This is a genomic window from Pseudomonas sp. EggHat1 (assembly GCF_014892995.1).
GTDB lineage: Bacteria > Pseudomonadota > Gammaproteobacteria > Pseudomonadales > Pseudomonadaceae > Aquipseudomonas > Aquipseudomonas chaetocerotis.
Map to the genome: position 1 here is coordinate 303,027 of NZ_JACKQK010000002.1, position 25,638 is coordinate 328,664.

Annotated in this window: 29 protein-coding genes; 14 read left to right on the forward strand and 15 right to left on the reverse strand. The window is 62.7% G+C overall.

Annotation, left to right across the window (positions count from 1 at the left end):
* Positions 1–22: 22 nt before the first annotated feature.
* Together INS93_RS05655 and INS93_RS05660 are read left to right on the forward strand one after the other, a co-directional pair.
* Positions 23–1,369 (forward strand): aspartate aminotransferase family protein, encoded by a 1,347-nt coding sequence (locus tag INS93_RS05655; RefSeq protein WP_192980629.1) that lies wholly within the window; start codon positions 23–25, stop codon positions 1,367–1,369.
* A gap of 107 nt (positions 1,370–1,476) precedes the next feature.
* Positions 1,477–2,973: a CoA-acylating methylmalonate-semialdehyde dehydrogenase gene (locus tag INS93_RS05660; protein WP_192980630.1), complete on the forward strand. Its 1,497-nt coding sequence runs from the start codon at positions 1,477–1,479 to the stop codon at positions 2,971–2,973.
* Between the two features lie 288 nt (positions 2,974–3,261).
* Here INS93_RS05660 and INS93_RS05665 read toward each other — a convergent pair whose 3' ends face one another.
* Both INS93_RS05665 and INS93_RS05670 read right to left on the reverse strand, forming a co-directional pair.
* Positions 3,262–3,657: a hypothetical protein gene (locus tag INS93_RS05665; protein ID WP_192980631.1), complete on the reverse strand. Its 396-nt coding sequence runs from the start codon at positions 3,655–3,657 to the stop codon at positions 3,262–3,264.
* A 215-nt stretch (positions 3,658–3,872) separates the two neighbouring features.
* Positions 3,873–4,079, reverse strand: a complete 207-nt coding sequence (locus INS93_RS05670) for a hypothetical protein (protein ID WP_178094598.1) — start codon at positions 4,077–4,079, stop codon at positions 3,873–3,875.
* A 176-nt stretch (positions 4,080–4,255) separates the two neighbouring features.
* Here INS93_RS05670 and INS93_RS05675 point away from each other — a divergent pair, with 176 nt between their 5' ends.
* On the forward strand, positions 4,256–5,083 hold the full coding sequence (locus INS93_RS05675) for an arylamine N-acetyltransferase family protein (RefSeq protein ID WP_192980632.1): 828 nt from the start codon (positions 4,256–4,258) through the stop codon (positions 5,081–5,083).
* A 560-nt stretch (positions 5,084–5,643) separates the two neighbouring features.
* Here INS93_RS05675 and INS93_RS05680 read toward each other — a convergent pair.
* The 8 genes from INS93_RS05680 to INS93_RS05715 all read right to left on the reverse strand — a co-directional run bounded on the left by INS93_RS05680 (position 5,644) and on the right by INS93_RS05715 (position 13,417).
* Complete coding sequence (locus INS93_RS05680) at positions 5,644–7,155, reverse strand: SulP family inorganic anion transporter (RefSeq protein WP_192980633.1); 1,512 nt, start codon at positions 7,153–7,155, stop codon at positions 5,644–5,646.
* A gap of 84 nt (positions 7,156–7,239) precedes the next feature.
* Positions 7,240–7,971 carry a carbonic anhydrase gene (locus INS93_RS05685; protein WP_319017538.1) on the reverse strand — a complete coding sequence of 244 codons (732 nt, stop codon included), beginning with the start codon at positions 7,969–7,971 and terminating at the stop codon, positions 7,240–7,242.
* A gap of 305 nt (positions 7,972–8,276) precedes the next feature.
* Complete coding sequence (locus INS93_RS05690; RefSeq protein WP_192980634.1) at positions 8,277–8,513, reverse strand: hypothetical protein; 237 nt, start codon at positions 8,511–8,513, stop codon at positions 8,277–8,279.
* 358 nt (positions 8,514–8,871) lie between these two features.
* Positions 8,872–9,576 (reverse strand): lipopolysaccharide kinase InaA family protein, encoded by a 705-nt coding sequence (locus tag INS93_RS05695; RefSeq protein WP_192980635.1) that lies wholly within the window; start codon positions 9,574–9,576, stop codon positions 8,872–8,874.
* A 278-nt stretch (positions 9,577–9,854) separates the two neighbouring features.
* A complete protein-coding gene (gene groL / locus INS93_RS05700) occupies positions 9,855–11,501 on the reverse strand; it encodes a chaperonin GroEL (protein WP_125875036.1) in 1,647 nt (548 codons plus the stop codon).
* Between the two features lie 49 nt (positions 11,502–11,550).
* On the reverse strand, positions 11,551–11,844 hold the full coding sequence (locus INS93_RS05705) for a co-chaperone GroES (protein ID WP_017675400.1): 294 nt from the start codon (positions 11,842–11,844) through the stop codon (positions 11,551–11,553).
* 323 nt (positions 11,845–12,167) lie between these two features.
* Positions 12,168–12,617: an FxsA family protein gene (locus INS93_RS05710; protein ID WP_160017221.1), complete on the reverse strand. Its 450-nt coding sequence runs from the start codon at positions 12,615–12,617 to the stop codon at positions 12,168–12,170.
* Between the two features lie 65 nt (positions 12,618–12,682).
* On the reverse strand, positions 12,683–13,417 hold the full coding sequence (locus INS93_RS05715; protein WP_192980636.1) for a HugZ family protein: 735 nt from the start codon (positions 13,415–13,417) through the stop codon (positions 12,683–12,685).
* 108 nt (positions 13,418–13,525) lie between these two features.
* Between INS93_RS05715 and INS93_RS05720 the strand changes: the two genes are divergently transcribed.
* Complete coding sequence (locus INS93_RS05720) at positions 13,526–14,284, forward strand: SDR family oxidoreductase (protein WP_106733578.1); 759 nt, start codon at positions 13,526–13,528, stop codon at positions 14,282–14,284.
* A 133-nt stretch (positions 14,285–14,417) separates the two neighbouring features.
* Here INS93_RS05720 and INS93_RS05725 read toward each other — a convergent pair whose 3' ends face one another.
* The gene (locus tag INS93_RS05725; protein ID WP_192980637.1) at positions 14,418–15,386 is read right to left on the reverse strand and encodes a polyprenyl synthetase family protein; all 969 of its coding nucleotides are present in this window, start codon (positions 15,384–15,386) and stop codon (positions 14,418–14,420) included.
* A gap of 246 nt (positions 15,387–15,632) precedes the next feature.
* On the opposite strand from INS93_RS05725, the gene rplU reads away from it, so the two are divergent.
* The 5 genes from rplU to INS93_RS05750 all read left to right on the forward strand — a co-directional run bounded on the left by rplU (position 15,633) and on the right by INS93_RS05750 (position 19,372).
* Complete coding sequence (gene rplU / locus INS93_RS05730) at positions 15,633–15,944, forward strand: 50S ribosomal protein L21 (RefSeq protein ID WP_004424548.1); 312 nt, start codon at positions 15,633–15,635, stop codon at positions 15,942–15,944.
* 36 nt (positions 15,945–15,980) lie between these two features.
* Positions 15,981–16,238, forward strand: coding sequence for a 50S ribosomal protein L27 (gene rpmA / locus INS93_RS05735; protein WP_004424545.1), 258 nt, complete (start codon positions 15,981–15,983; stop codon positions 16,236–16,238).
* Positions 16,239–16,480: 242 nt separating this feature from the next.
* On the forward strand, positions 16,481–17,701 hold the full coding sequence (cgtA, locus tag INS93_RS05740; RefSeq protein WP_055986966.1) for an Obg family GTPase CgtA: 1,221 nt from the start codon (positions 16,481–16,483) through the stop codon (positions 17,699–17,701).
* 81 nt (positions 17,702–17,782) lie between these two features.
* Entirely contained in the window at positions 17,783–18,901 is a 1,119-nt protein-coding gene (gene proB, locus INS93_RS05745; protein ID WP_192980638.1) for a glutamate 5-kinase, read from the forward strand.
* Positions 18,902–18,910: 9 nt separating this feature from the next.
* Entirely contained in the window at positions 18,911–19,372 is a 462-nt protein-coding gene (locus INS93_RS05750) for a CreA family protein (protein WP_017675395.1), read from the forward strand.
* A gap of 56 nt (positions 19,373–19,428) precedes the next feature.
* On the opposite strand, the gene mqo is transcribed toward INS93_RS05750, so the two are convergent.
* Positions 19,429–20,928 (reverse strand): malate dehydrogenase (quinone), encoded by a 1,500-nt coding sequence (mqo, locus tag INS93_RS05755; protein WP_192980639.1) that lies wholly within the window; start codon positions 20,926–20,928, stop codon positions 19,429–19,431.
* 461 nt (positions 20,929–21,389) lie between these two features.
* A complete protein-coding gene (locus INS93_RS05760) occupies positions 21,390–21,620 on the reverse strand; it encodes a hypothetical protein (RefSeq protein WP_160017227.1) in 231 nt (76 codons plus the stop codon).
* 166 nt (positions 21,621–21,786) lie between these two features.
* On the opposite strand from INS93_RS05760, the gene INS93_RS05765 reads away from it, so the two are divergent.
* Complete coding sequence (locus INS93_RS05765; RefSeq protein WP_192980714.1) at positions 21,787–22,371, forward strand: YajG family lipoprotein; 585 nt, start codon at positions 21,787–21,789, stop codon at positions 22,369–22,371.
* A 61-nt stretch (positions 22,372–22,432) separates the two neighbouring features.
* On the opposite strand, the gene INS93_RS05770 is transcribed toward INS93_RS05765, so the two are convergent.
* Complete coding sequence (locus tag INS93_RS05770; RefSeq protein ID WP_004424534.1) at positions 22,433–22,639, reverse strand: hypothetical protein; 207 nt, start codon at positions 22,637–22,639, stop codon at positions 22,433–22,435.
* Between the two features lie 274 nt (positions 22,640–22,913).
* On the opposite strand from INS93_RS05770, the gene INS93_RS05775 reads away from it, so the two are divergent.
* Complete coding sequence (locus INS93_RS05775) at positions 22,914–23,189, forward strand: hypothetical protein (RefSeq protein ID WP_160017229.1); 276 nt, start codon at positions 22,914–22,916, stop codon at positions 23,187–23,189.
* 64 nt (positions 23,190–23,253) lie between these two features.
* Here INS93_RS05775 and INS93_RS05780 read toward each other — a convergent pair whose 3' ends face one another.
* Positions 23,254–24,417 (reverse strand): 1-acyl-sn-glycerol-3-phosphate acyltransferase, encoded by a 1,164-nt coding sequence (locus tag INS93_RS05780; RefSeq protein WP_192980640.1) that lies wholly within the window; start codon positions 24,415–24,417, stop codon positions 23,254–23,256.
* Positions 24,418–24,516: 99 nt separating this feature from the next.
* On the opposite strand from INS93_RS05780, the gene INS93_RS05785 reads away from it, so the two are divergent.
* Genes INS93_RS05785 through INS93_RS05795 form a run of 3 tightly spaced genes read left to right on the forward strand, consistent with a single transcriptional unit; the run spans position 24,517 to position 25,604 of the window.
* The gene (locus INS93_RS05785) at positions 24,517–24,699 is read left to right on the forward strand and encodes a CPXCG motif-containing cysteine-rich protein (protein ID WP_160017231.1); all 183 of its coding nucleotides are present in this window, start codon (positions 24,517–24,519) and stop codon (positions 24,697–24,699) included.
* Positions 24,699–24,959 carry a putative signal transducing protein gene (locus INS93_RS05790; protein ID WP_160017232.1) on the forward strand — a complete coding sequence of 87 codons (261 nt, stop codon included), beginning with the start codon at positions 24,699–24,701 and terminating at the stop codon, positions 24,957–24,959. Before INS93_RS05785 ends, INS93_RS05790 begins: the two co-directional genes overlap by 1 nt.
* A 27-nt stretch (positions 24,960–24,986) precedes the next feature.
* Complete coding sequence (locus tag INS93_RS05795) at positions 24,987–25,604, forward strand: SOS response-associated peptidase (protein WP_192980641.1); 618 nt, start codon at positions 24,987–24,989, stop codon at positions 25,602–25,604.
* The last annotated feature ends 34 nt before the right edge of the window (positions 25,605–25,638 follow it).

A 25,638-nucleotide genomic window follows, 5' to 3' on the forward strand; every position in this document is an offset into this window, starting at 1 on the left:
CGCCACTGCCGAGGCCACCCCAATGAACATGCCGCAGACCGCAACCCCGTCCCTGGCCAGCCAGCTCAAGCTGGATGCGCACTGGATGCCGTTCTCCGCCAACCGCAACTTCCAGCGCGACCCGCGCCTGATCGTGGCGGCCGAGGGCAATTGGCTGACCGACGACCAGGGCCGCAAGATCTACGACAGCCTGTCGGGTCTGTGGACCTGTGGCGCCGGTCACTCGCGCAAGGAAATCCAGGAAGCCGTGGCCAAGCAGCTCGGCACCCTCGATTATTCGCCGGGCTTCCAGTACGGCCATCCGCTGTCGTTCAAGCTGGCCGAGCAGGTCGCCGACCTGATGCCGGGTGAGCTCAACCACGTGTTCTTCACCAGCTCCGGCTCCGAGTGCGCCGACACTGCGGTGAAGATGGCCAAAGCCTACTGGCGCCTCAAGGGCCAGGCCTCCAAGACCCGCTTCATCGGTCGTGCCCGTGGTTACCACGGCGTCAACATCGCCGGCACTGCCCTTGGCGGTATCGGCGGCAACCGCAAGATGTATGGCCAGCTGATGGACGCCGACCACCTGCCGCACACCCTGCAACCGGGCATGGCCTTCACCAGGGGCATGGCCGAGACCGGCGGTGTGGAGCTGGCCAACGAGCTGCTCAAGCTGATCGAACTGCACGACGCTTCCAACATCGCCGCGGTGATCGTCGAGCCGATGTCCGGCTCGGCCGGTGCCATCGTGCCGCCGGTGGGCTACCTGCAGCGCCTGCGCGAGATCTGCACGCAGCACAACATCCTGCTGATCTTCGACGAAGTGATCACCGGCTTCGGCCGCATGGGCAAGTGGAGCGGCGCAGAGTTCTTCGGCGTGACCCCGGACCTGATGAACGTCGCCAAGCAGATCACCAACGGCGCCATCCCGCTGGGTGCCGTCATCGCCAGCAGCGAGATCTACAACACCTTCATGCAGCAGCCGTCGCCGGAGCACATGATCGAGTTCACCCACGGCTACACTTATTCGGCGCACCCGGTTGCCTGCGCCGCTGGCCTGGCGACCCTGGAGCTGCTCAAGCGCGAGAACCTGATCCAGCAGTCCGCCGAGCTGGCGCCGAAGTTCGAGGCTGCGCTGCATGGCCTGAAGGGCACCAAGCACATCGTCGACATCCGCAACTGCGGCCTGGCTGGCGCCCTGCAGATCGCCCCGCGTGATGGCGACGCGGTGATCCGTCCGTTCGAGGCCGGCATGGCCCTGTGGAAGGCGGGTTTCTACGTACGCTTCGGTGGCGACACCCTGCAGTTCGGCCCAACCTTCAACGCCAAGATGGAAGACCTCGACCGCGTGTTCAACGCCGTTGGCGACGTGCTGAACAAGCTGGATTAAGAGCGAACGCACCCATTTATGTAGGAGCCCGCTTGCGGGCGATGTTGTAAAACGGATCGCCGGCAAGCCGGCTCCTACCCACAATAATTACGTCTAGGAGCTTCCCTATGAGCCACATTCCGCACCTGATCAACGGTGAGCGCGTTGCCGGCAACGGTCGCAGTGCCCCGGTGTACAACCCGTCCACCGGCGACTCCACCAGCGCCGTTGGCCTGGCTGATCGCGCCACCATGCAACTGGCCATCGACGCCGCCAAGGCCGCTTTCCCGGCCTGGCGCAATACCCCGCCGGCCAAGCGCGCGCAGATCATGTTCCGCTTCAAGCAACTGCTGGAGCAGAACGAGAACGAGATCGCCGCGCTGATCAGCGCCGAACACGGCAAGACCCTCGAAGACGCCGTCGGTGAACTCAAGCGCGGCATCGAGAACGTCGAGTTCGCCTGCGCCGCCCCGGAAATTCTCAAGGGCGAGTACAGCCGCAACGTCGGCCCGAACATCGACGCCTGGACCGACCTGCAACCTATCGGTGTCGTGGCAGGAATTACCCCGTTCAACTTCCCGGCCATGGTGCCGCTGTGGATGTACCCGCTGGCCATCGTCTGCGGTAACTGCTTCATCCTCAAACCGTCCGAGCGTGATCCCAGCTCCACCCTGTTCATCGCCGAACTGCTGAACCAGGCCGGCCTGCCCAAGGGCGTGCTGAACGTGGTCAACGGCGACAAGGATGCGGTCGATGCGCTGATCGAAGCGCCCGAGGTCAAGGCCCTGAGCTTCGTCGGCTCGACGCCGATCGCCGAATACATCTACAGCGAAGGCACCAAGCGCGGCAAACGCGTGCAGGCCCTGGGCGGCGCCAAGAACCACGCCGTGCTGATGCCCGACGCTGACCTGGACAACGCTGTCAGCGCGCTGATGGGCGCGGCCTACGGCTCCTGCGGCGAGCGCTGCATGGCCATCTCCGTGGCCGTGTGCGTGGGCGACCAGATCGCTGACGCGCTGGTCGAGAAGATCGTCCCGCAGATCCAGGCACTGAAGATCGGTGCCGGCACCTCCTGCGGCCTGGACATGGGCCCGCTGGTCACCGCGGCTGCACGTGACAAGGTCAAGGGCTACATCGATGCCGGGGTCGAGCAGGGCGCCAAGCTGGTGGTCGACGGCCGCGGCCTGGTGGTCGCTGGCAACGAGAACGGTTACTTCGTCGGCGGCACCCTGTTCGACGAGGTGACACCGGAGATGACCATCTACACCGACGAAATCTTCGGCCCGGTGCTGTGCATCGTCCGCGTTGGCAGCCTGGAAGAAGCCATGCAGCTGATCAACGATCACGAGTACGGCAACGGCACCTGCATCTTCACTCGTGACGGTGAAGCCGCGCGCCTGTTCTGCGACGAGATCGAAGTGGGCATGGTCGGCGTCAACGTGCCGCTGCCGGTGCCGGTGAGCTACCACAGCTTCGGCGGCTGGAAGCGCTCGCTGTTCGGCGACCTGCATGCCTATGGCCCGGATGGCGTGCGCTTCTACACCCGCAAGAAGGCCATCACCCAGCGCTGGCCGGCACGCAAGAGCCACGAAGCGGCGCAGTTCGCCTTCCCCAGCAATGGCTGAGTGAGCTGATGCGTTGAACGAAAAGGCCGATCACGAGATCGGCCTTTTTATTGGTTGCAGTGTCGTGGTGATCGGGCTTCCGGCAGGAGCGCGTTCAGCCGCGAAAAATCTGGCAGCCACTTGGGAGTTGCGTGATCGTTCCCACGCGGAGCGTCACGGGTTGCATGCCCACGAGGAGCGTGGGAACGATCAGAACCTGTAGGAGCGGCGCTGCGAGGCTTCGAAAAGCTTCGCCCCGGGTTGGGGCTCCTACGAACGCTGCTGTGGAAGCCTTATCTGGTTAAACCGTCAGCGGGAGAGGCGATGGTTCTTCCGCAGGTCGACCAGATCCTGATAGGTGCAGGTTTGTGGCGCCGGTCCAGTCAGGTCATAGCAACGCTGGCCGAAGCCCATCGGCCAATAAGCGATGCCGACCGGGGGCCAGAAGATCGAGGCAACGCGGAAGCGTGTTTTCAGGCGGCCACTCTGGATGACATGGGATTGCTTGTCCTCCAGCCGATAAGGTACGCCTCCTGCTGCACCCCATGAAAATGGGCGCGTCTTGATCAGGCCCTGGTTGTGGAGAGTTGGGCGCTCATTGACGATGAGCGCGCTATCGTCGGGGAGCTTGACCCAGGTGGCAGTGGAGCAACCGCTGACGATCAGCGCGGCTGCCAGCATGGCGGCAGACTTGAGGGAAGACATCCGGATTACATCCTTGTCGTGAGTGCTGATAGGGGCGCGTACTATAAAGGCTTATAGCCATCATGGAAGTGCCGAATGTCCACTACAGGTGGATAACTGCAGGGCATTAAAGAAAAAGACCAGTCTTGTGACCGGCCTCCCTGTTTTCAGGCGAACGTGTTATTCGCTGCAAGCCCTCGCCGCTGGATGGAGCTGCGCCCTGCACGAGGCGCCGGTCACTGCGCCTGATCGATGGCCTCCTGCAGGCGCTGCGTGTTCGCCGCATTGGCCTGGTCGATCTGCTGCTTGAGCTGCTCCATCTGCTGCTGAGCCAGTTTGGCCTGCTCAGCCTGGAGCGTCGCCGTAGCGGCCGTCTCACCAGCGCCGCAGCCGCCCAGGGTGAGTAACAGGGAAAAGGTACAGAAACGGCGCAGGTGCATCATGGAGTCCTCGGGCAAGCTCGTGCGGTAAGCGATAGATTGGCGCATTCATGCCGGTTTGTGTGTGCCGGCTGCCGCAAACCGAAAGTGCTGATTCGAGTTCGCCATGCCGTTCGTTGCATATCGTCCATCCACGCCCTCTGGTAAAACAGCCGGCAGATAGAAAAGGGAGATGCACGATGACCGAGCCATTCATGCTGGATCTACACACATACCTCGAGCGCCTGGGTTACTCGTCGGCGCCGCCACCGACTCTCGACACCTTGCGCGAACTGCAGGCGCGGCACACCGCCGAGTTCCCCTTCGAAACCCTGGCGAGCATGCTGCGCGTGCCGGTCGAGGTCGAACCCGCCGCGATTCAGGACAAGCTGCTGCGCCAGGGCCGTGGCGGTTACTGCTTCGAACTCAACCGCCTGTACTTGCTGCTGTTGCAGGCTCTGGGCTTCGACGCGCGCGGGCTGACCGGCCGCGTGGTCATGGGCGGCCCGGAAGATGCCCTGCCAGCGCGCACCCATATGCTTGTGCTGGTGACCATCGATGGCGTGCGCTACATCTCCGACGTTGGTTTCGGCGGCATGGTGCCGACCGGTCCCCTGCTGCTCGATAGCGAGGCCGAACAGGCCACGCCGCATGAGCCCTATCGGCTGACGCTGGTGGACGGCACCTACACCCTGCGCGCATTGGTGGCGGGTAGCTGGCGGGCAATGTACGTGTTCGATCTGCAGAAGGTGGCGGATATCGATTACGTGGTGGGCAACTGGTACGTGTGCACCCACCCGGATTCGCCCTTCCTCGGCCAGATGATCGCTGCGCGCACCGGCCCAGGCTTGCGCAAGACCCTGAATAACGGCAGCTTCGCCATTCACCGCCTGGGGCAGGCGAGTGAGCGGGTGCAGTTGCAGAGTGTCGATGACGTGCTGAGGGTGTTGCGCGAGGAGTTTGGTATTCAGGTGCCGGAGCATCCTGAGCGGCGGGAGATCATCGAGCGGCTGATCGCGGGGGTGTGAAGGCAAGGGCGGCTGATAGCGCCATGCTCTTGTGGGAGGGGCTTCAGCCGCGACCCGAAGCCAACCAAATTGTAGGAGCGGCTTCAGCCGCGAAAATCTTTCAGCCAACCGAGATTGCTGACGGAACAGCGATCAGTTCCCCTCTCCCGCTTGCGGGGCGTAAGCGGAGATAGCGAAGCACTGCTTCGCCCGCTGAAGCGCCCTGAGCTCTGCGAAGGGCTGGGGCTAGGGGAGAGGGCGCTCTTGGCTTTTGCACTCCGCCGCCGCACATTCGTTGTCTGAAATTACGGTTGATTCGCTTCGCTCACCCTCCGGGCCAGCCTGCGGCTGTTACTACGCTTCGCTTCGTATCGCCCTTACGGCGAGTCTCTTTTGGCAAACGCCCCAAATGGAACCAAAAGCAAGTAGCCCGGATTTACGTAGGGTGGACAACGCGAAGCTTGTCCACCGTTTCATTCAGGGACAGGACGCGTTCGCCCAGTCGGTTGGTCTGGTGTTGCAGACACACCTGCCCCCCGCTCCAGCTGCATGCACTCTTGGCTTTCGCCTGGCCCTGGCAATCAGGCCAGCGCCGTACGCTGCCGACCTTCCACCCGGCGCTTCAGCGCCGCCCCTTCGACGATCTCCAGCCCACCACCTTGGGCGCGGGCGGAGCGGTCCCAGTCTTCCAGCAGTTCCATGCAGGCGTGGTCGATATAACTGACTCGCGCTAGGCTCAGATGCAGGCGTGTGCCCGGTTCGACGCTGGCCAGCAGCTTGGCCAGTTGTGGCACACGGAGGAAGGTGGCGGCGCCGCTCATGCGCAGTTCGGCGCTGTTCGGGCCGGTGGGTACCAGTTTCACGCGCAGGCGCGAGGCGCTCCAGACCAGTTTCAGTAGCGTCAGGCCGAAGCCCACCAGCACGCCGGTCAGCAGGTCGGTGAAGACGATGCACAGCGCCGTGGCGGCGTAGATGAACACCGGGGCACGGCCGTACTGGCCGAGGTTGCGCATGGCCTTGGGGTCGACCAGTTTGCAGCCGGTGTACACCAGTACCGCGCCGAGGCTGGCCACCGGGATGCTCTGCAGTACGACGGGCAGCAGAGCGACCAGGGCCAGTAGCCAGGCGCCGTGGAGGATGGTCGAGGTGCGGCCGCGAGCGCCGGCCTGGACGTTAGCCGAGCTGCGTACGATTACGCCGGTCATCGGCAGGGCGCCGACCGCGCCGCAGAGCATGTTGCCGATGCCCTGGGCGGACAGCTCGCGGTTGAAGCGCGCACGCGGGCCATCGTGCATGCGGTCGACGGCGGCGGCAGACAACAGCGTCTCGGCACTGGCGATAAAGGCCAGCGCCAGTGCCGCGACCAGCAGTTGCGGATCGGCCAGGCTGGCCAGCCCTTGTGGGGTGATCCAGTCGATGGCATCGCCGAGATTGGTTGGCAGTTCCACGCGCTTGACCGGTAACGCTAGCCACAGGCTGGCCAGGGTGGCGAGTGTCACGCCGACCAGTGCGCCAGGCAGAAAACGTAGCGGTGCCGGACGAAAACGCTCCCACAGCCAGATGCTGGCGATGGTGCCGAGGCCCACTGCACCGGCGATCATGGCGTTGCTGCCGAGCAGGCTCAGCGCATCACGCACGGCGCCCGGGAAGGCCAGCAGGTTGTCCAGGCCGGAGGCCTTGGGCGCGGCATCGATCATCACGTGCACCTGCGACAACACGATGAGGATGCCGATGCCGGCAAGCATGCCGTAGACCACTGCAGGCGCGGTGACGCGAAACCAGCCGCCCAGGCGCAAGGCGCCGGCGACCAGTTGGATCAGTCCGGCCAGCAGCAATACCGGGCCTAGCGCGGCCATGCCGTGAGTACGCACCAGTTCGAACACCAGTACGGCGAGGCCGGCAGCCGGGCCGCTCACCTGTAGTGGCGCTCCGGCGATGAAGCCGACTACCAGGCCGCCGATGATGCCGGTGATCAGTCCCTTGGCCGGTGGCATGCCGGAGGCGATGGCGATGCCCATGCACAGCGGCAGGGCGACGAGAAAGACCACCACGGACGCCAGCGCGTCCCGTGGCAGTGTGCGAAATACATTCATGGGGAATCTCCTTGCCCGTCTCGCGGGCAAAAGCAGCCCGTGCCCGCGCGCTCTGTTCGCGCAGGCTCGGGGGAAACGGATAGATCAGGCGCTGGCGTAGCGCGGTTGCGGTGTGGCGCAGGGCTGCTCGTCGCCATCGAGCGCGAGGAAGTGGCCCGAGGCGGCGTCGTAGGCGCGGATGCCGCCGCTGTCGATGTCGTAGACCCAGCCATGGATCTGCAACTGGCCGCTGGCCAGACGGGCGGCGACGGAAGGGTGAGTGCGCAGGTGGTCGAGTTGGGCCACCACGTTCTCTTCGGTCAGCACACCGAGGGTTTCATGGGCGCTGCCGCAGTTGCAGTTGTCCGCTACCACACTGTGGGCCACCTCGGCGTGACGCAGCCAGGCGCGTACCGTGGGCATGCCGTCGAGGCTATCCGGGTTGAGCACCGCCTTCATCGCGCCACAGTCGGAATGGCCGCAGACGATGATGTGCTGTACGCCGAGCGCCAGTACGGCGTACTCGATGGCGGTGGATACGCCGCCGTTCATCTGTCCGTAGGGCGGGACCACGTTACCCACGTTGCGGGTGACGAACAGAGTGCCGGGGTCACTCTGGGTGATCAGTTCCGGCACGATCCGCGAGTCGGCGCAGGTGATGAACATCGCGCTGGGCGATTGCGCCGAGGCAAGACGCTTGAACAGCGCCTGCTGCTGCGGGTAAACCTCCTGGCGGAAACGCCGAAAACCCTGCAGCAGTTGTTGCAGGGCGGCCTGAGCGTTGTCCTTGGCGACGGGGCGCAGGGTGTTGCCGGTTCGGGAAGCGGTTGAGTTCATCGTTGCATCTCCTGTGATTTTCATCGGTGACGTTCTCGACTGCCAGCCAAACGCCTGTGACCAGTCGGTCACTTCCAGGGCAACGATAAGGATTCTTACTTAATCAAAACTGAACGAGAGGCTCTAAAACGCCACTATGCGGGCACTTTCAGGGGTGGCCCTTGTGGCTGCCGGGCGGGCAATGGGGGATACGAATGAGCAGTGCGGTTGCGCGAGCTGCATGGGTGCCAGTGTCAGGAGCTGACGCCTGGCGGGCCACCTGCAGATGCAGATCAGCCCGCTTGGCGAGGCCTGATCGTGGGGGCTCAGTGCTCGCCCTTCATCGCGCCACTGAGGCCGAACATCAGCACCAGCAGGTTGGCGTCCGGGGTTGCGGAGGGCTGCACCTGCTTGCGCAAAGGCGCGGTTGAGCAGGGTTGCACAGCGGTGCAGGCCTGCGCTTCCAGCACGCGCGGGCCGGGCTCCTGCCAGGCTGCGGCAGCGATTGCCGTTACGCTGAGTGCGAGGCCAAGGAACAAACCTCGTGCTATTTCTAATTTCATTTTGCTAACCCCTTGAAAGCGCTGCCAAACGCTGTTCGCTAAACCTAGATCACCCATTGCCTTGTCGTCGTCTCATGCGACGAACGGTCTTGGCGCGTAGCTGACACCAGCCGGGGCTGTGCTGGGACACGGGCCTTGTTGGGTGGTTCAACAATGGTGCGGGTAACGTATCGACGTAACCTTAAGTGCCTGTTAAGGCTCCCTGTAACAGCCGGCCCTGGCAGTTGCAGTCGCCTGCAGCTTTTCTTGCTACCCAGCGCAAAGGTGCAAGGTAGAGCCACTTCCTGGTGGGGATGATGCGGATGGAACGAGGTGTTGCGGATAAAACACTGCCGGCCCTGGGCCGGCAGCCGTTTACTCAGGCAATAGCCGTGCCGAGGCCTTTGACGCCGCCGGCGAAAATCTGGCGATGGCCCTGCAGCAGTCGCTGCCAGTCGTCGTCGGACCAGGGGCTGTGGCGTCGTAGTTGAGACAGGTCGTGCTGAGCCGCCCGGGCGCGAGTCAGGCGGCGCCGGCTTTTCTCCAGATCCAGCAGGGCAACCTGCGGCGTTTCGCCTGCAAGGTTGACGAAGATATGTTTGGCATACAGGCAACCGTGCTGCCAGCGCCCCAGATGCATACGCGCCAGAGTCGCGCCAACAAGTTGCAGCAGCCGGGCATGTACGGCTTCGCCACAGGCTTCGCGGCCGCCTTTGGCGTACCAGCTTTCGATATCCATGAAGCCTTCGAGCTCTGCGGTCACCAGCAGGCCGCGCCAGCCTTGCTGTGGGTCGTGTTGGACGCCGCAGTAGATCAGCTGGGGTACGGGCACGCCGAGTGCATCCAGAGCCAGCAATGCACTGCGTTCGCGCAGTACGGTCGGGCGTCCTTTTGGGTGCAGCAGGCTGCGATAGATGTGGCCGATCTGTTTCTTGGCGTAGAGCACGCCGGTTTCATCCAGTAGGCGCTGCACGCCACTCTCGCCGCCACGGCGAACGTTGGGCTCTTCGACCCAATCACCTTGCTGTTGCCACCAGTGTTGGAATGCCTGCTGAGGGATTTCGCTCGTACTGCAAAGGGCCATATTTTTGTTCTTCTATTGGAGGTTGGCGCAGCGCCCGTCTCGTGAACGGCTGCTACGTCGTTCAGGGTGGTAACGAAACATATGCAAGCAACGTTCCCGAGTCCACCGGCAATGACATCGAATTTTTCGACCTGTATCGCTTTTCATCGGGAATAAAAAATTTCCGGGAGAAATTTTTAACGTTGCGTAGCGACGGCCCGCAGGGTGGCCGTCATGGATGACAGGCCAAAAAAAACCCCGCGACTGGCGCGGGGTTCTTTGTGCTGCGTGGGGGGGGCTTACATCATGCCGCCCATACCACCCATGCCGCCCATGCCACCCATGTCAGGCATGGACGGAGCCTTGTCGTCAGCCGCTTCGGCAACCATAGCCTCGGTGGTGATCATCAGGCCGCCGATGGAGGCAGCAGCCTGCAGGGCCGAACGGGTGACCTTGGCCGGGTCGAGAATACCCATCTCGATCATGTCGCCGTAGGTGTCGGTAGCAGCGTTGAAGCCGAAGTTGCCCGAACCCTGCTTGACCTTGTCGACCACTACGCTCGGCTCGCCGCCGGCGTTGGCAACGATCTGACGCAGCGGCGCTTCGACAGCGCGGCGCAGCAGAGCGATACCGACGTTCTGGTCTTCGTTGTCGCCTTTCAGCTCGTCGATGGCCAGCAGAGCGCGAACCAGGGCCACGCCACCGCCAGGTACCACGCCTTCTTCCACAGCAGCGCGGGTAGCGTGCAGGGCGTCTTCAACGCGGGCCTTCTTCTCTTTCATCTCGACTTCGGTGGCAGCGCCAACCTTGATCACGGCAACACCGCCAGCCAGTTTGGCCAGGCGCTCTTGCAGCTTCTCTTTGTCGTAGTCGGAAGAGGTTTCTTCGACCTGCTTGCGGATCTGTGCAACGCGGGCTTCGATGTCGACCTGGGCACCAGCACCATCGATGATGGTGGTGTTGTCCTTGTTCAGCACGACGCGCTTGGCGTTACCCAGGTGCTCCAGAGTGGCGCTTTCCAGGGACAGGCCAACTTCTTCGGAGATCACGGTACCGCCGGTCAGGATGGCGATGTCCTGCAGCATGGCCTTGCGGCGGTCGCCGAAGCCAGGAGCCTTGACGGCAGCGACTTTGACGATGCCACGCATGTTGTTGACGACCAGGGTAGCCAGGGCTTCGCCTTCGACGTCTTCAGCCACGATCAGCAGCGGACGGCCAGCCTTGGCAACGGCTTCCAGAACAGGCAGCAGTTCGCGGATGTTGCTGATCTTCTTGTCGACCAGCAGCAGCAGCGGGCCTTCGAGCTCGGCAACCATGGTGTCCGGCTTGTTGATGAAGTACGGCGACAGGTAGCCACGGTCGAACTGCATGCCTTCTACGACGGACAGTTCGTTTTCCAGGCCCGAGCCTTCTTCAACGGTGATGACGCCTTCTTTACCGACCTTTTCCATGGCTTCGGCGATGATGTCACCGATGGAGTGGTCGGAGTTGGCGGAGATGGTGCCTACCTGAGCGATGGCCTTGGTGTCGGTGCACGGCTTGGCCAGCTCTTTCAATTGGGCAACGATGGCGATGGTGGCCTTGTCGATGCCGCGCTTCAGGTCCATCGGGTTCATGCCGGCAGCGACGGATTTCAGGCCTTCGTTGACGATGGCTTGAGCCAGAACGGTAGCGGTGGTGGTGCCGTCACCGGCAGCGTCGTTGGCCTTGGACGCGACGTCCTTGACCAGCTGGGCGCCCATGTTTTCGAAGGCGTCTTTCAGTTCGATTTCCTTGGCAACCGACACACCGTCTTTGGTGATGGTCGGCGCGCCGAAGGATTTGGCCAGCACCACGTTACGGCCTTTCGGGCCGAGGGTGGCTTTGACGGCGTCGGCCAGTACGTTGACGCCAATGAGCATTTTCTTGCGGGCGGAATCGCCAAACTTGACTTCTTTAGCAGCCATGTTGATCAGTCCTCAAATTCTTGAAGGTTAAAACGGAGATTCGTGGGAATCAGGCTTCGACGACAGCGAGGATTTCGTTCTCGCCCATTACCAGCAGGTCTTCGCCGTCGACCTTGACGGTGTTGCTGCCGGAGTAAGGGCCGAATACCACCTTGTCACCGACCTTGACGGCCAGCGGACGGACTTCGCCGTTATCCAGAACCTTACCGGTACCGACGGCAACGACTTCACCCTGGTTCGGCTTCTCGGCGGCCGAACCCGGCAGCACGATGCCGCCTGCGGTTTTGGTCTCTTCTTCGCTGCGACGGATCACGACGCGGTCATGCAGAGGACGAAGCTTCATTGTCGATCTCTCCTAACAATTGAATGGCCAACTTGCCGACTCTTGATTGGTCGGCGGGTTTGTAAAATCCGGCGAGGCCGGGCGCGGCACGCTGGGCGCACCGCGAAAGTCGGATTGCCTCAGAGGGCAGGCACCTTGCGGTGACTGCTACATGTGGGCGGGCAAGGGCATTTCAAGGGGTGGGGTGAAATTTTTTGCGCTGCAGAGGGGGGCGGCACTCGCGGCAAGCACCGCAGCCTGACGACTTTGCGTAGGAGCCGGCTTGTCGGCGATCAGCCAGAGAGAGATCGCCGGCAAGCCGGCTCCTGCAGGTGCTGTAGGGATCAGTCGCGGCGCTCGTAATCGCCTTCGAGCACGTTGGGCCTAGTCTGTCCGGAGCGAGCGGCGGCATCGTCGAAGAAGGCACGTTGACGCAGGGCCTGCTCCTCGGCGCGGCGACGAATCTTGCCGACCAACAGGCGGCGGGTGAACGGGATCAGGCAGAGCACGCCGAAGATGTCGCTGATGAAGCCCGGCAGCAGCAGCAGGCCGCCGCCGACGGCGATGAGCAGGCCTTCGAGCATTTCCTGCTCAGGCAGCTCGCCACGCGAGAGTTTTTCACGGGCGCGCCAGGCAGTGGCGACGCCGGCAACGCGCAGCAACACGCTACCTAGGATGGCGGTGCCGATCACCAGCATGAGCGTGGGCAGCACGCCAATGGCGCTGCCGACCTTGATCAGCAGGGCCAGTTCGATGATCGGAAACAGCAGGAAGAGGAATAGAAACGCGCGCATTTTCAGAGGGTCCTTGACGGAAGCGAGCTTCCAGTAGGAATTAAGTATGGGGTAATGGCCTGAATTCAAGCTGAAGGCGTACCGCTGGTCGGCCAGCTTTCGGCTCGAGCCAGCTGCACCAATGCCTGGCGCACGGCGCCGGGATTGCTGCAGGGTGCGGGAAAGGGCAGCCAGTACAGGCTCTGGCCGATGCGCAGATGAAAACCTTCACTGTCGACACCGGCCATCTGCGCGGGTTCGTGTTGCGGCAGGCCGGCCAGTTCGACGTAATGCGCGATGGCGCTGGCGTGGTCGTCGTTCATGTGCTCGACCATGCTCGCTTCGCTGCCGTCTGTCGCAAAGGGATTGGCCAGGGCGACGTGGTCGAGCCAGTGAATGGCGCCGAAACCGCCGATGAAACGCCAGCGCACTGGCTCCAGGCGCCAGAAATCGAAATCATGCGCCCGATGGTAGTCGCGCGACTGGGGGAAAAAGCGGTAGTAACGCTGTGCGGCCGCTTCGATTGCGTCTTCGTCATGCAACTGTCGTGCTTCGGCGAGCAAAGTGAGGCGGCCAACCGCCTGCACATCCTCTGCGCCACGTTCGCCGACCAATAGCGAGCATTTGGCGTCCTGCCCGAGATTATGGGTGTGCTGGGCGATGCGACTGATCAGGATCAGCGGCCGGCCCTCGGCGTCCAGGCAGTAGGGCACCACCGATCCGAAAGGGAAACCCGGCATGGCCTTGGAGTGGGTGCTGAGCACGCCACGGTATTCCTTGAGCAGCAATTCTCGTGCATGCTTGCCGGCTTTCACGCTCACCTTATGACTCCTCGCAAAGAATCCGTCAGAAACGGACAGACGCCCTAGCATAGCGGTTAGCGGGCATCAGCGGGGTCGGTAAATGCTGCACCTTGAGGGGATAAAGCGATGCAACTGAAAGACAAAGTCATCATCATCACTGGCGGTTGCCAGGGACTGGGCCGCGCCATGGGTGAGTACCTGGCAGCCAAGGGCGCCAAGCTGGCGCTGGTCGATCTGAACCAGGAAAAACTCGACGAAGCCGTGGCTGCCTGCAAGGCCGCCGGTGGCGATGCCCGCAGCTACCTGTGCAACGTGGCCGATGAAGAGCAGGTGACCCATATGGTCGCCCAGGTGGCCGATGACTTCGGTGCCATCAACGGTCTGGTCAACAACGCCGGCATCCTGCGCGATGGCCTGACCATCCGCGTGAAGGATGGCGAGATGACCAAGATGAGCCTGGCGCAGTGGCAGGCGGTGATCGATGTCAACCTGACCGGCGTATTCCTTTGCACTCGCGAAGTGGCGGCGAAGATGATCGAACTGAAGAATGAAGGCGCGATCGTCAACATTTCCTCGATCTCGCGTGCCGGCAACATGGGGCAGGCAAACTACTCCGCAGCCAAGGCGGGCGTAGCTGCCGACACCGTGGTCTGGGCCAAGGAGCTGGCGCGTTACGGCATCCGCGTAGCGGGCGTGGCGCCGGGCTTCATCGAAACCGAGATGACCGGCAGCATGAAGCCGGAAGCCCTGGAGAAGATGACCTCGGGCATTCCGCTCAAGCGCATGGGCAAGCCGGCCGAGATCGCGCATTCGGTGGCCTACATTCTGGAAAACGACTATTACACCGGTCGCATTCTGGAGCTGGACGGCGGCCTGCGCCTGTAATCCACCCGGCCTGAACGAAAACGCCCCGACTGATTCGGGGCGTTTTCGTTTCCGACAGCTGGTGCGCAAGGCGCACCCTACTGGCGGCGTTCTGTTTGCTTTCCGTAGGGTGCCGCCGTGCGCACCGCAGCTTTCAATGCGTGCGAGCGACAGCGAAACGGCTCAGCTCGACCAGCGCCTCGCGATATTCCCCGGCCGGCAGCACTTCCAGGCAGGCAATTGCGCGTTCGGCGTAGTCGCGAGCGAGTCTGGCGGTGTAATCCAGAGCGCCGGCGGCATCCACGGCGGCGCGGATGCTTTCCAGGTCTTCGATACCGCCTTTCTGAATCGCGCGGCGCACCAGTGCTGCCTGTTCCTCGGTGCCTTCACGCATGGTGTAGATCAGCGGCAGCGTCGGCTTGCCCTCGGCGAGATCATCACCGACGTTCTTGCCCAGCTCGGCTGCGTCGCCCTTGTAGTCGAGCAGGTCGTCGACCAGTTGGAAGGCGATGCCCAGGTGATCGCCGAAGGTGCGCAGGGCTTCGCGCTGTGCTTCGTTGGCGCCGGCCAGCGCGGCGGCGCTGTGAGTCGAGGCTTCGAACAGCATCGCGGTCTTGCCGCGGATGACTTCCATGTAGGTCTCTTCCGTGGTGCTGGCGTCGCGTACCTTGGACAGTTGCAGCACTTCGCCTTCGGCGATCACGCGGGTGGCGTGGGAGAGAATCTTCATCACCGGCATGGAGCCAAGCTCGACCATCATTTCGAACGAGCGTGAATAAAGGAAGTCGCCCACCAGTACGCTCGGTGCGTTGCCCCACTGGGCATTGGCGGTGCTGCGGCCACGGCGCATGTCGGACATGTCGACCACGTCATCATGCAGCAGGGTGGCGGTATGCAGAAACTCGATGGTGGCGGCCAGCAGGCGCAGGTCGTCGGCCTGGTAGCCCAGCGCACGACCGCTGAGCAGCACCAGCAGCGGGCGCAGGCGTTTGCCGCCAGCGGAAATGATATAGTCGCCGATCTTTTCCACCAGCGGCACGCGGGAAACCACCTGTTGGCGAATGATGCCATCGACGGCGGTGAAATCGTCCGCTACCACGCGGTAGAAAGCCTGGGGTTGCATCGGCGACAGGTGCTCCTTTGAGGTTGCGCGGCATGCTAGGTGGCGGGGTGGGGGCTGTCAAGGCAAGTGCCTGTGGGCCTTGCGAAGCGGTCTGCGCTTGCGTACAATCGCGCACCCTGAACTTCCCCCTGGGCATTTCCCTGCCTTACGCAATTGCAAGGGTGTCACTTCCGGCCCCAAGCAGCCATGCCAGCCAATAACGACTTTTCTAAAGCGCTGGGTGAGCAGGATCAACGGAGATTTACCATGTACGCAGTAATTGTTACTGGTGGCAAGCAATACAAAGTCACCGAAGGCGAATTCCTCAAGATCGAGAAGCTCGAAGTCGCCACTGGCGAAGCCGTGACTTTCGATCGCGTTCTGCTGATCGGCAATGGCGACGACGTTCAGATCGGCGCTCCGGTCGTAGACGGCGCTAAAGTGGTTGCCGAAGTCGTTTCGCAAGGCCGTCACGACAAAGTGCGCATCATCAAGTTCCGCCGTCGTAAGCACCACATGAAGCGTCAGGGCCACCGTCAGTGGTTCACTGAGATCAAAATCACCGGTATCCAGGCCTGATTCGTCGGCCCCGATCCTTTATAGGAGTATTGACTCATGGCACACAAAAAAGCTGGCGGTTCTACCCGTAACGGCCGCGATTCCGAAAGTAAACGCCTTGGCGTGAAGATGTATGGTGGTCAGGTCATCAAGGCCGGCAACATCATCGTTCGTCAGCGCGGCACCGAGTTCCATGCCGGTTTCGGCGTGGGCATGGGCAAAGACCACACCCTCTTCGCTAAAGTCGAAGGCGTGGTCAAGTTCGAAGTGAAGGGCGCTTTCGGCCGTCGCTACGTGAGCGTCGTTCAGGCCTAATCGCCTACGCGCTGGAAAAGCCCTGTCCGTAGGACGGGGCTTTTTTATTGGCCCGCCGTCCATGGCGGCAACCCTCCGGGCCGTCGCAAGCGACGTTAAAAAACGCTCCAGGCGTTTTTTTTGTTTCTGTATCCTTGGGTTCTTGCCCGATCACCCGTAACGCCACGCTGTTTGCGTGGGGTCATCCGGCAAGGGCCTTTACGTTGTTCTGTTGACCCGCAGCGCTTGCGGGAGGCGTATCCATGAAATTTGTCGACGAAGTTTCGATTTTTGTAAAAGCCGGTGACGGCGGTAACGGCATGATGGCCTTCCGTCGCGAGAAATTCATCGAGAAGGGCGGCCCCAACGGTGGCGACGGTGGCGACGGTGGCTCGGTATTCCTCGAGGCCACCGCCAACCTCAATACCCTGATCGATTACCGCTACACGCGTAAATTCAACGCGCAGAATGGCGAGAAGGGCGGCAGCACCGACTGCACCGGCGCCAAGGGCGAAGACCTGATTCTGCCGGTGCCGATTGGCACCACGGTGATCGACGTGGCGACTCAGGAAGTGATTGGTGACCTGGTCAAGGCCGGTCAACGCCTGATGGTCGCCCAGGGCGGCTGGCACGGCCTGGGCAACACCCGCTTCAAATCCAGTACCAATCGTGCGCCGCGCCAGACCACGCCGGGCAAGCCGGGCGAGTCGCGCGATCTCAAGCTCGAGCTGAAAGTGCTGGCCGACGTCGGCCTGCTCGGTCTGCCCAATGCCGGCAAGAGCACCTTCATCCGCGCCGTTTCCGCTGCCAAGCCGAAAGTCGCCGATTACCCCTTCACCACCCTGGTGCCGAACCTGGGCGTGGTCAGCGTCGATCGCTTCAAGAGCTTCGTCGTCGCCGACATTCCGGGGCTGATCGAAGGCGCTTCGGACGGTGCCGGCCTGGGTATTCGCTTCCTCAAGCACCTGGCGCGTACCCGCCTGCTGCTGCACCTGGTGGACATGGCGCCGCTGGACGAGAGCGATCCGGCCGAGGCTGCACAGGTCATCATCGACGAGCTCGGGCGCTTCAGCCCGGCGTTGGCCGAGCGCGATCGCTGGCTGGTGCTGAACAAGATGGACCAGGTGCCCGAGGACGAGCGTGAGGCGCGCAAGGCCGATATCGTTGCCCGTCTGAACTGGCAGGGCCCGGTTTACGTGGTTTCGGCCATCAGCCGCGACGGCACCGAGCGTATCAGCCGCGACATCATGCATTACCTGGAAGTACGTGCCGAGCGCATCGCCGAGGACCCGGTATTCGCCGAGGAGCTGGCCGAGCTGGATCAGCGCATCGAAGACGAGGCGCGTGCCCGTCTGCAGGCGCTGGACGATCAGCGTGCGCTGCGTAAATCCGGTGTGCGCAGTGTCGATGATATCGACGAGGACGATGACTTCCTCGACGAAGAAGACGACGATGGCCCGGAAATCATTTACGTCCGGGATTAAGCAAATTTCCAACGCCGCTTAATTGCGGCGTTTTTGTAGGTGGGGTGGACCCCATCATTTTCTGGCTAAGGTTGGAAGATCATGCGTGACAAGGTGACCGGCGCACGGCGCTGGGTGGTGAAGATCGGCAGTGCGCTGCTGACCGCCGACGGGCGTGGCCTGGATCGTGCGGCCATGGCGGTGTGGGTCAAGCAGATGGTCGCGCTGCGTGAGCAGGGCGTGGAGCTGGTGCTGGTGTCCTCCGGCGCTGTGGCGGCCGGTATGAGTCGCCTGGGCTGGACCAGCCGACCCAGTGCGATGCATGAGTTGCAGGCTGCTGCCGCCATTGGCCAGATGGCCCTGGTGCAGGCCTGGGAGTCGAGCTTTGCCGAACACGGCCGCCGTACCGCACAGGTGCTGCTGACGCACGACGATCTCTCCGACCGCAAGCGCTATCTCAACGCGCGCAGCACCTTGCGCACCTTGGTGAATCTCGATGTGATCCCGGTGATCAACGAGAACGACACTGTGGTCACCGATGAAATCCGCTTCGGCGACAACGACACCCTGGCCGCGCTGGTGGCCAACCTGGTGGAAGCCGATCTGCTGGTGATCCTCACCGACCGCGACGGCATGTACAACGCCGACCCGCGCCACAACCCCGATGCCGAGCTGATCTTCGAAGCCCGCGCCGATGATCCGGCACTGGATGCGGTGGCCGGTGGCGTCGGTGGTGCGCTGGGGCGTGGCGGCATGCAGACCAAGTTGCGCGCCTCGCGTCTGGCTGCGCGCTCCGGCGCGCACACGGTGATCGTCGGTGGCGCGATCGAGCAGGTGTTGGCGCGGCTCAAGGCTGGCGAACGTTTGGGCACGCTGCTGGCCCCCGAGCGTGGCTTGCTGGCGGCGCGCAAGCAGTGGCTGGCTGGCCACCTGCAAACCCGTGGCACCCTGGTGCTGGACGCCGGTGCAGTGAAGGCGCTGAGCCAGGATCGCAAGAGCCTGCTGCCGGTCGGCGTGAAGGCTGTGCAGGGCAGTTTCCGCCGCGGCGAGATGGTGGTCTGCGTATCGCCTGACGGCCGTGAGGTCGCCCGTGGCCTGGTCAACTACAGTGCGCTGGAAGCACAGAAGATCATCGGCCAGCCGTCGGATGCCATCGAGAAGCTGCTGGGCTATGTCGATGAGCCGGAGCTGGTGCATCGCGACAATCTGATTCTCGTCTAAGGAGCATGTATGCGTCTGTTCAAGGGATATGTGCTGAGCCTGCTGATGCTGCCCAGCCTGGCGCTGGCCGAAACCATCGGCGAGGTGTCGACGGTATTCAAATGGGTTGGGCCGAACGACAAGATCGTCGTCGAGGCCTTCGATGACCCCAAGGTATCGGGCGTGACCTGCTACCTGTCGCGTGCCAAGACCGGCGGGGTGAAGGGTGGTCTGGGCCTGGCCGAGGATCGGGCCGAGGCTTCCATTGCCTGCCGCCAGGTCGGTCCCATTGCATTCAAGGGCACGCTCAAGGACGGCGAGGAGGTGTTCAAGGAGCGCACTTCGCTGGTGTTCAAGACCATGCAGGTGGTGCGTTTCTTCGACAGCAAGCGCAACACCCTGGTGTATCTGGTCTACAGCGACCGGGTGATCGAGGGTAGCCCGCAGAATGCGGTGACGGCCATTCCGATCCTGCCTTGGGGTCAGCCGTAACCCGATCAACACCTATAAAAAAACCGCCCCGAAGGGCGGTTTTTTGTGCGTGACGATCAGGCGCTGGGGATGTCGAGCTGCAGGCGCTGATTCGATTGCGTCTGCACTTCGTGGTAACGCGCGGCGTCGCTGGACAGAACATCGGCCATGGCCGGGAAGATCTCGTCCAGCTTGCTGCGCCAGTCGTCGCTCTTGGCCTGCTCGGGGAAGCAACGGCGAATCAGGTCGAGCATGATCGACACGGTGACCGATGCGCCCGGCGAGGCGCCGAGCAATGCGGCGATGGTGCCGTCGACTGCAGCCACCAGTTCGGTGCCGAACTGCAGCACGCCGCCGTTCTTGCTGTCCTTCTTGATGATCTGCACGCGCTGGCCAGCGACTTCCAGGCGCCAGTCCTCGGCCTTGGCTTCGGGGTAGAAGCCGCGCAGGGTGTTCAGGCGCTGCTCCTCGGACTGCATCACTTCCTTGATCAGGTAGCGGGTCAGGTCCAGGTTGTCGCGCGCCACCGCCAGCATCGGCCCGAGGTTGTTGGGGCGTACCGACAGCGGCAGGTCGAGGAACGAGCCGTGCTTGAGGAACTTGGTGGTGAAGCCGGCGTAGGGGCCGAACAGCAGGGATTTCTTGCCGTCCACCACGCGCGTATCGAGGTGCGGCACGGACATCGGTGGCGAGCCCACGGCGGCCTGGCTGTAGACCTTGGCCTGGTGCTGCTTGACGATCTCCGGGTTGTCGCAACGCAGCCACTGACCACTCACCGGGAAGCCACCAAAGCCTTTGCCTTCCGGGATGCCGGACAGCTGCAGCAGCGGCAGCGCGCCGCCGCCAGCACCGAGGAAGACGAACTTGCTCTTGAGCTTGCGCGTGGCGCCGGAGCGGGTGTCCTTGATGTCCACCAGCCAGCCTTCACCGTCGCGCTTGAGGTCGGTGACCCTCTGGTTGCAGGTGACCTTGGCGTCGGGCTGGGTAGTCAGGTAGGCGAGCATCTGCTCGGTGACCGCGCCGAAGTTGACGTCGGTACCGGCCTGCACACGGGTCATCGCCAGCGGCTCGTTGGTGTCGCGGCCCGGGATCAGCAGCGGCGCCCATTCGGCGATGGTGGCGCGATCCTCGGTGTACTCCATCTCGGTGAAGGCGTGATGCTGACGCAGCGCCTCGAAACGCTTCTTGAGGAAGGCAATGCCGCTGTTGCCGCGCACGAAACTCATGTGCGGGACCGGATTGATGAAGGACTTCGGCGAGTTGATCGCGCCTTTTTCGATCAGGTAAGCCCAGAACTGCTTGGACTCCTCGAACTGGGCGTTGATGTTCACCGACTTCTTGATGTCGATGCTGCCGTCAGCGCCTTCCGGGGTGTAGTTCAGCTCGCACAGCGCGGCGTGACCGGTGCCGGCGTTGTTCCAGGGGTTGGAGCTTTCCACTGCGCCGGACTCGCGCAGCTCTACCACTTCCAGCGTGATGCCGGGGTTGAGTTCCTTGAGCAACACGCCCAGGGTCGCGCTCATGATGCCAGCGCCAACCAGCACCACATCTACGCTTTGGTAATCGTTATGCGCCATTAACCTCTCTCCAAGAAAACTGCACCAGATGGACGGCCGTTCGGCCTTTCAGGGCGATACCGGCAGACTCAGGCGTGATGCCCTGTCGTTCGGCGGGGAGGGTCAAGGCTGGGATTTGCGGACGCAAAACTGTTCATTTGTTCGCCACACTCTTGTGAAGTTGTAAAAACCGTTTTTTCACGCTCTTTTGGAGCGGTGAACCTCAAAAGCTCGACTGCCTCGGCACGCTTTTGCCCGTGCAAATCATGCAACGCATGGCTGCTATCGGCTCTGCATATGGGCTGAAAGCGGCTGGCCGGAAGCGGCAGCTCGAAGTGGGCGACTCTCTGGGGCGGGGCGATGACGTTGCATCGGCGAGGTCGTGCGGCCCGATCAGGAGACGTCCTTATAATCGGGGCGCGATTATAACGGTGAATGAGGGGAAATTGGTCGCCCCTGCGTGACTTTTATTCTTCCGCCGGTCAGGCCGCCAACGGGCGAGCGGCTGGTGCGTGTGTGACGACCGGGGTGATCCGGGCACCGGCGGGCAGGTGGCAGCCCAACCAGGTGATGCTCGGCTCGTGAACTTCCACCCAGCCAGCCTGGCTCGGGTGTTCCTGCATCTGCCGCAGGGCGCGGCAAAGACCCTCACCATCGATCAGGGCAAAGTGGCGTATCGGGCGAGCGCGGCTGAACAGGCGGCGCAAAAGCATGGCGAAGGCTCCAGCGAATTGACAGGTGCCTTTATGCCAGGGCGCGGTGACAGGCTGATGACAGGAACCGCGACGCTGTGCTGACGGTCCTATGCGGCACTACTGTCGGCCTCAGGCCGCGGTGGGTATACTGCCGGCCACTTTTACCTCACTCGGAGAGATGAGCATGCTGCACCGTGCGTTGATCGCCTTGCTTGCTGCCGCCAGCCTGACTCTGGCCGGTTGCGCCCTCAGCCCTCAGCAACTCACCCCGCAACCCAAGCTCACCAGCTCGCTGACCGCTGTGGGTCAGGGCCAGCCGGTGGTGGTGCGCGTGGTCGACGGCCGTCCTTCGCCGGTGCTTGGCACCCGCGGCGGCCTGTATCCGGAAACCAGTTCCATCAGCGTCAGCCCTGAATATGTGCTGCCCAGGCTGCAGGCTGAGGCCGAGGCTGCTGTGCGCCTGCTCGGCTTCACCCCGTCGGCCAACGCCTACAACGCGCCGCAGTTGACCATCACCCTGGCGGAACTGAAGTATCAGTCGCCCAAAGAGGGTATGTACGTCACCGAGGCAGATATCTCGGCCTCCATTCGTGCCGACGTGCAAGGTGGCAGCCGCCGTTATACCGGCCGTTACGGTGCCTCGTTGAACCAGCGCTTCGGCACCGCACCGAATCAGCAGACCAACACCAAGCTGGTGGGTGACGTGCTCAGCGACGCGCTGACCCGCGCGTTCAAGGACCCGACCATCGGCCAGGTTCTGCTTCAGTAATTGCTGGCGACGCTACGAAAAACGCCCCGCATTGCGGGGCGTTTTCATTTGCCCTGGGGCTTCATGCCGCTTCCGCGTAGAACTCTGGCAGGCTCATGCCGGTACGGTTGTCGATGTCCGGCAGGTCGTAATGCTCATGGCCGCCAAGGGCGCAGTACACCAGCCAGTGCTGGTCCTGCACGTTGAAGGAGAGTTCGTCGACCACGGCGTCCACTTCATCCAGCGAGTCGATCAGGTAATCGCGATCCAGCGGTTGTGAATTAAGCATGGCAGGTCCTCCAGGGACGTTGGGTTTTGGCTCCAGTAACAGTCGTGACTGTTTGGTCACTATTGGAGATACAAACCCTAGGCCAGGCATATGACAGTTTTCAGACGATTTCGGGATAGCGGGCTGCGTTCGTCGGAAACGAACCTTATAAAAGCGGTATTTCAGTACACTGCGCGACGACTTTTCGAGGGCTGAGACGCACCGTTTCTCGGTCGAAATCCCCATTCTGGTGCAGTGGCGAGGTTGCTGCACCATGCTGTTCCCGAGGTGTTGCATGTCGCTGCAGGTGTTGTGGTCGCTGTTCCTCGCCCATCCGGCCGGAGCGGTCAATTCGTTGGCATTGTTCTTCGCTGTAGCGGGTGCCTGGCTGTGCCTGATGACCCGCGTGCGTGAGCAGCGCGGCATGGCGCGAGTGCTGGCTCAGGGCGAGCTGGATGAAGCCGAGATTCAGGACGAGCGCACCGTGCGGATCAATCGCTTCTTCTATCGTTTCGGTGCCGTCTGCCTGGGCGCAGCCCTGATACTGTCCTGGGCCAGCACGCGGCTTTGATGCTTGAGCGATAAACGAAAACGGCAGCCTGATGGCTGCCGTTTTCGTTTGTAGCGCAGGGTTTTTACAGGGGGAGCCCCGCCTTGATCCGGTACTGGTTCCGCACCGGATTGGCGTACTGAAGAATCAGGAATGGTTTTTCTTCGGCGCTGCAGGCGACCAGGCGTTTGTTCCACTGAGCTTCGGCCTTGGCCAGTTCCGCGGCATCGAACATGTCGCTTGCCGCTGGCACGTTCAGCTCGGCCTCGCGGCCTTCCCACATGGCGTAGGCCAGGTAGTGTACGGGGAACAGGCGATACTGGCCGAGAATGTGACGATCCATCTCCTGTGCAAGCTGCTTGGTGTCTTCCAGGCCAGCGACAGGCGGACTGAAGTGCAGATGCACGCGCCCTTTGTAACCGGTGATGCCCTGGGCGATGCTGGCGTCGTCCTCGCCCGGCGCCTTGGTATAGCTGCCCGTGGCAGCGCGCACGCAGAGTTCGCGGGCCTTGGCCAGGTCGCAGGGATCGTACTCGTAGCTGATCGATACCGGGATCAGGTTCAGCGACGCGATCACGTCTGCGAACGGCTCGTCCTTGCGGCTCATGTGGAACATCTTGAGGATGGCCGAGTCGGTTCGGTCGTCACCGTCCTTGGCGCGTCCCTCGGCCTGGGCGATCCAGATCGACTCGCCATCATTGCGGATCGAGTGGTTGATATAGGCCGAGAGCAGTTGATAGGCCGCCAGCTTCTCGCGTCGCCCGCTGATCGAGCGGTGCACGATGAAACTCTTGTTCAGGCGCATCAGGTCGCTGACGAAGGGACGCTGCAACAGGTTGTCGCCGATGGCGATACGTGGCGTCTGCAGGCCGGCATGGTAGACGGCGTAATTGACGAAGGCCGGGTCCATGACGATGTCGCGGTGGTTGGCCAGGTACAGGTAGGGCTTGCCGGGCTGCAGGTGTTCCAGGCCGGAATAGCTGATGCCATCACTGGCGTGCTCGATGGTGCGGTCGATGTAGGGCTCGATCTTCTCTTGTAGCTTGGTGACCGAATCGACGCTGGCGAACTCGCTGCGCAGGCGTGCGGCGATCAGCGGCTTGAGCAGCCAGCCCAACGGCCCGGCCAGGCGCGGGAAGCGAAAACGGGTGAGGGTGCCGAGAAACGCCGGGTCGGCGAGCAGGCGCGCCAGTACGGGGCGCACTTCTGCATCGGCATAGGGTCGGATGGCATCGAATGCGCCCATCATGCTCTCTTGTTCTAGAACGGCTAAGGTTGAAAGGGTGTCTGCTTAAACAGGGTGAGCAGTAGACCGGCGATTATACCGCCAAGTCACAAGGAGGCCGCGATGCTGGAAAGCGAGTCATATTATTGCCCTTATTGCGGCGAACCGGCCGAGGCGCTGCTGGATCTGTCCGGCGGGGACCAGTCTTACATCGAAGACTGTCCGGTATGCTGTCGGCCGATTCAGTTCGAGTTGCGTACGGACGGCACCGAATGGGAGTTGGACGTTCGCGGGGAGAACGACTGATGCAACGAATCTACGAACCGGAAAACCTCCTGGAAGGGCAGATGCTGCTGGACATGCTGGCCAGTGAGGGCGTCGAGGCGCACCTGCTCGGGCAGCATCTGGTTGGCGCGGTGGGGGAGTTGCCGGCGTGCGGCCTGCTCGGTTTGGTCGTCGCTGATCCTTACGCCGAGCGGGCGCGTACCCTGATCGCTGAGTACAATGCGGCGCAACCTGTGCCTGGCGATGAGCCAGAGTCCTTTCAGGGTGTGTTGCTCTGTTGACGCGCCCCCTGCCTGTCGAGTCGTGTCATGTGTGGACGTTATGCCCTGTTCCGCTGGTCGCCCGCTTTTGCGGCGTTGCCCGGTTTTCCCGCTGACCAGAAGCCCCACTGGAACCTGGCACCCAGTGGCCAGGTGCTGATGCTGCGCGCTGGCGAGCAAGGGCTACAAGCGGCAGCGGCGCGTTGGGGGCTGACGCCGGCCTGGCTCAAGGATCTGTCCAAAACACCGGCCCATGCGCGTGCCGAAACCCTGGCCGAGCAGCCGATGTTCCGCGAGCCCTTTCGTCAGCGCCGTGCGCTGCTGCCGGCCAACGGCTTCTATGAATGGCGCGGGGGCGCACGCAAGCGGCCTTACTGGATGAGCAACGGTGACCCGCTGATGTATTTCGCGGCGTTGTGGGAGCTTTATCCGGTGGGCGGGCAGGAGTACCTGAGCGTGGCGTTGATCACTCAGGAAGCCGCTACGCTTCGGCGGCCGTTGATTCTTGGTGAACACGAACAGGCATTGTGGTTGAGCAATGACACGCCGCCGCAACAGCTGACAGCTTTATTGGCCAAGCCGCAGATAGCGTTGCGTGAGCGCGCGCTGGCAACGCTGGTCAACGATCCAAAGCTGGATGCGCCGGAGTGCCTGACGCCGGCTTGAGCTTGCGTAGGGTGTCGCGTTACAGCCCGGGTCG